Origin of the sequence: Phyllobacterium sp. (assembly GCF_037994405.1) — a bacterium.
GTDB lineage: Bacteria > Pseudomonadota > Alphaproteobacteria > Rhizobiales > Rhizobiaceae > Phyllobacterium.
The window spans coordinates 1-3,038 of the sequence record NZ_JBBNAN010000187.1 but is presented as its reverse complement, the minus strand read 5'-3'; the positions used below and the strand labels follow the sequence as shown (position 1 = coordinate 3,038).

At 53.2% G+C, this 3,038-nt stretch carries 5 protein-coding genes; 4 read left to right on the top strand and 1 reads right to left on the bottom strand.

The genetic code is table 11. The features are described 5' to 3' along the window. Positions 1 to 841: 841 nt before the first annotated feature. The 3 genes from AAAC48_RS10715 to AAAC48_RS10705 all read left to right on the top strand — a co-directional run bounded on the left by AAAC48_RS10715 (position 842) and on the right by AAAC48_RS10705 (position 2,336). Positions 842 to 1,156 carry a DUF3303 family protein gene (locus AAAC48_RS10715; RefSeq protein WP_340654157.1) on the top strand — a complete coding sequence of 105 codons (315 nt, stop codon included), beginning with the start codon at positions 842 to 844 and terminating at the stop codon, positions 1,154 to 1,156. A 678-nt stretch (positions 1,157 to 1,834) separates the two neighbouring features. Next, positions 1,835 to 2,149, top strand: a complete 315-nt coding sequence (locus tag AAAC48_RS10710; RefSeq protein WP_340654156.1) for a hypothetical protein — start codon at positions 1,835 to 1,837, stop codon at positions 2,147 to 2,149. A 43-nt stretch (positions 2,150 to 2,192) separates the two neighbouring features. After that, positions 2,193 to 2,336 (top strand): hypothetical protein, encoded by a 144-nt coding sequence (locus AAAC48_RS10705; RefSeq protein ID WP_340654155.1) that lies wholly within the window; start codon positions 2,193 to 2,195, stop codon positions 2,334 to 2,336. Positions 2,337 to 2,381: 45 nt separating this feature from the next. On the opposite strand, the gene AAAC48_RS10700 is transcribed toward AAAC48_RS10705, so the two are convergent. Beyond that, on the bottom strand, positions 2,382 to 2,630 hold the full coding sequence (locus AAAC48_RS10700) for a DUF982 domain-containing protein (protein ID WP_340654154.1): 249 nt from the start codon (positions 2,628 to 2,630) through the stop codon (positions 2,382 to 2,384). A 148-nt stretch (positions 2,631 to 2,778) separates the two neighbouring features. Here AAAC48_RS10700 and AAAC48_RS10695 point away from each other — a divergent pair, with 148 nt between their 5' ends. After that, positions 2,779 to 3,018 (top strand): hypothetical protein, encoded by a 240-nt coding sequence (locus AAAC48_RS10695; RefSeq protein WP_340654153.1) that lies wholly within the window; start codon positions 2,779 to 2,781, stop codon positions 3,016 to 3,018. The last annotated feature ends 20 nt before the right edge of the window (positions 3,019 to 3,038 follow it).

Below are 3,038 nucleotides of genomic sequence, written 5' to 3'. Positions count from 1 at the left end.
GCCGTCGTCTACTGCAAGACGGTCGGGGTGCCGAAGGGCTGCATTGCTCGGCCTCGGGCTCACGTCGTTGCGCCGGTCGCGCGCGTCCATCCTGCCGTGCGAGTTCATCCTGCCGTACGCCGCTATTGAAGCGGCAAGCGCTGCCCAGTCAGAAGCCAGAGCACTACCACAGCACCAATCGTGATTTGACTGGATTTGCCCACAGGCGGATAATTCCCGCTCGGGCTTCACGTCCGACACTAGAGGCCGGCTGGCACACTCTCCAAGTGGCCCTGGCCTCTTTTTGTTGCCCATTGGGGATTTTCATATACCAGACCTCAATTTTGGTGAGCCCAATAGCAATATTTGTAAGTTGACCTGTCGACAGCGGCCGCGCCCTAATTCTATCGTCAACGTTCTTCGTTGACCGGGGGCCGAACGGCGGCTGCCATGCAATCCACAGTTGTCGTTCGGCCCTTTGATGCCCATCAGCTTTGCCGAGAGCCCATCCGCTGCCGCGAAGAACCTGTCTGCCCATTAGCCCGTGACGGCGCGATGCCTAGTGCGATGAGATGAAACGCGGGTAGCTCAATTTAATGAGCGCCGGGTCGATTGCGCTTACCTGCATGGTGACACCATAATTCAATATCTCGTCCGGAGGCTCGCTGTTGCGATTACTAGGGCGTGAACCGATAAATCCGTAGGCGTTGGCGGACTTCCGCTTTGGTACTGCGGACTCAAGTCGCACATCGCGTGAGGTCCTTGGGCCAGGAGCAGACTTGTCAAGAAGCCCAATCGCGCAAGGCTGCTGTTCAAGAATAAGTGGTTCTGAGGATTTCAGCTCAAATAGCGGAGGATGACGATGAAGTACATGATCAGCTGGTTCGAACGTCCGCAAGGATCGCCTACGGAGTACGAGAATGCCCAGAAGCGGATACTGGAGGTTTTCACTCAATGGAAGGCGCCCGCCAATTTCAAGATCGAGTTGTTCGTTGTGCGGGTGGGCGAGTGGGGTGGGCATATGTTGGTGGATTGCGACGATCCGTTGGCCGTTCACAAGGTATGCTCGACCTGGCCTGCTTTTGAATTCCAGGCACGACCCGTGATTGCCGTCGAGGATGCCGTCCGGGTCGAACTAGAAGCGATTTCTTGGCGCGATGGACTCAAACGTGAGTGATATTTTAGGCAGAAGGCGCCGAAAATGGCCTCGAATTTGCTGTATTTCAGCGTCGTTGCTTTGATCGGCCTCGCCGGTGTGATGCTTGTCCTGGCGTATATTTGAAAGACAGATTGGAATAGGCGAATAATTCCTCCTCTAACTTGTCGTCCGGCATTCGAGGCCGACTGGCGCACCTCCCAAGGTAGCTCTGGCCTCTTTTTGTTGCGCCTGGGGCGCGGCGCCTAAAGTGCGCTGGCTGCTCGCCAGTCAAGCAACTGTTCGAAGGTGCTGCGGTTGTTGGCCATTATTCGAACTTCTCGCGGTAGCTGAGGCGTTTGAGCATCTGAAAATCCATTGATTGAGTAATTACATTTAATTGGCGCTTGTGAAGGCCTGCCTGCCACGTGCGCTACAATGGAGTAAATGATGATTTGGTTGCCAACGGTAGCAATCATCGCAGTCGTGATCGCTATCTCTCTTGCACTTTGGATGGAAAACGAAGAGAAACACCGCCACTAATCACTAGGAGCATGTTGTGACGTTGCCGCATGGTCATTACCAGCATCGCGAACTTCTCGCGGGGGTAAGGCGCTTGAGCATCGATCTGTTCCCCATAAAATGTCGATTAGAAAAGCGTCTTGGAACCAATCTCGCTACGTCCCGTTTTAGCACCGCAGTGTTATTTCAGGAGTAATCATGGCTACCGAGGTCGAGAACGTCGCCGACGAAGCAGCTAAACAATACGAGCAACAGATTTCGAAGCTCAAAGCCGAAGTTGCCCGATTGAAAAAGTCGCTTGCTAAACAAGCTGCCCAGACAGTGGACGAGGCGTCTGATGAAGCATCGGATATTTACCACACCGTCAAGAAGAGCAGCGCCCAAGCAGCACGCGTTGTGGGACAACAAGCACAAGCAGTTGCTGACAGAGCAATTGAACGCCCGGCATTGTCCTTAGGTGTTGTTGCGGGTATTGGCGTCCTTATCGGTCTTTTACTAGCCCGCCGCGATTGATCTGCCGCCCCCGAAATCTATCCTACTGAAGCAAGGAATTACTTTGAACCGCAACGGATTGTATCTCATCATCGGCGCCCTTCTTGTCGCCGTCGTCGGATTGGGCATCTATGCCTATAGAGAAGAAACAAAGCCTGGCATTCAATTGAAGATTGGTGAAGGTGGCGTTTCTGTCGAGCAGAAGTAACCTCCCGGACAATGATCCCACCTTCTCGCGCCACGCCCACATTGCTTATACCTGACGGATCGCCATACCTGCCTGCTTGGCTGCTTCGATGAACACCTCACGCGCAGCATCAGCGCTGGCGCTTCCTTGGAGGGCCAGCATACACATTTTTATTGCTCTCTCCTGGGATACCTCGTTGTTGGCGGGCCATTTGCTCGTCAGAAAATCCAAAGCTCCCTGCACCGATTCAATAGTTTGCAAATTGCCAAGCTGATCGGTTTCAATAGTGAGCGGCCGAAAGGTATCTTGGTCCATTTCCCTCTAACTCGCAGGAACACGGTAGGTTCCAAAACGCAGGATTAAGCGGCATGATACGAACCAAGATCGTGGCCGTTCGTTCTCGCGCGCGCATGTGCATCAAGCCCTTCTTCTTTGTTGTGGCGGGACCAATCGGGGAACGGGAATGAAATTAGTCAGTTTAATAGTGGCTGCGACGCTCTTGCATGTGGTCAGTGCAAATTCGGAAGAGTTTGCTGACGCGGAGATAAAGAGGATCCTCGACATCTGTCATGCAGGTAAACAGGGCGATCCCTTAACTCCTGAAATGCAGCGCTGCATCCGGCGTTATGACCCAGATGGGAAGTTCATTTTATTCTCGGCAATAATTGAACCGGATTCGGTGAAGCCAAAGAAGACCAAATGAACTTGTCTTTCCCGCGAAAT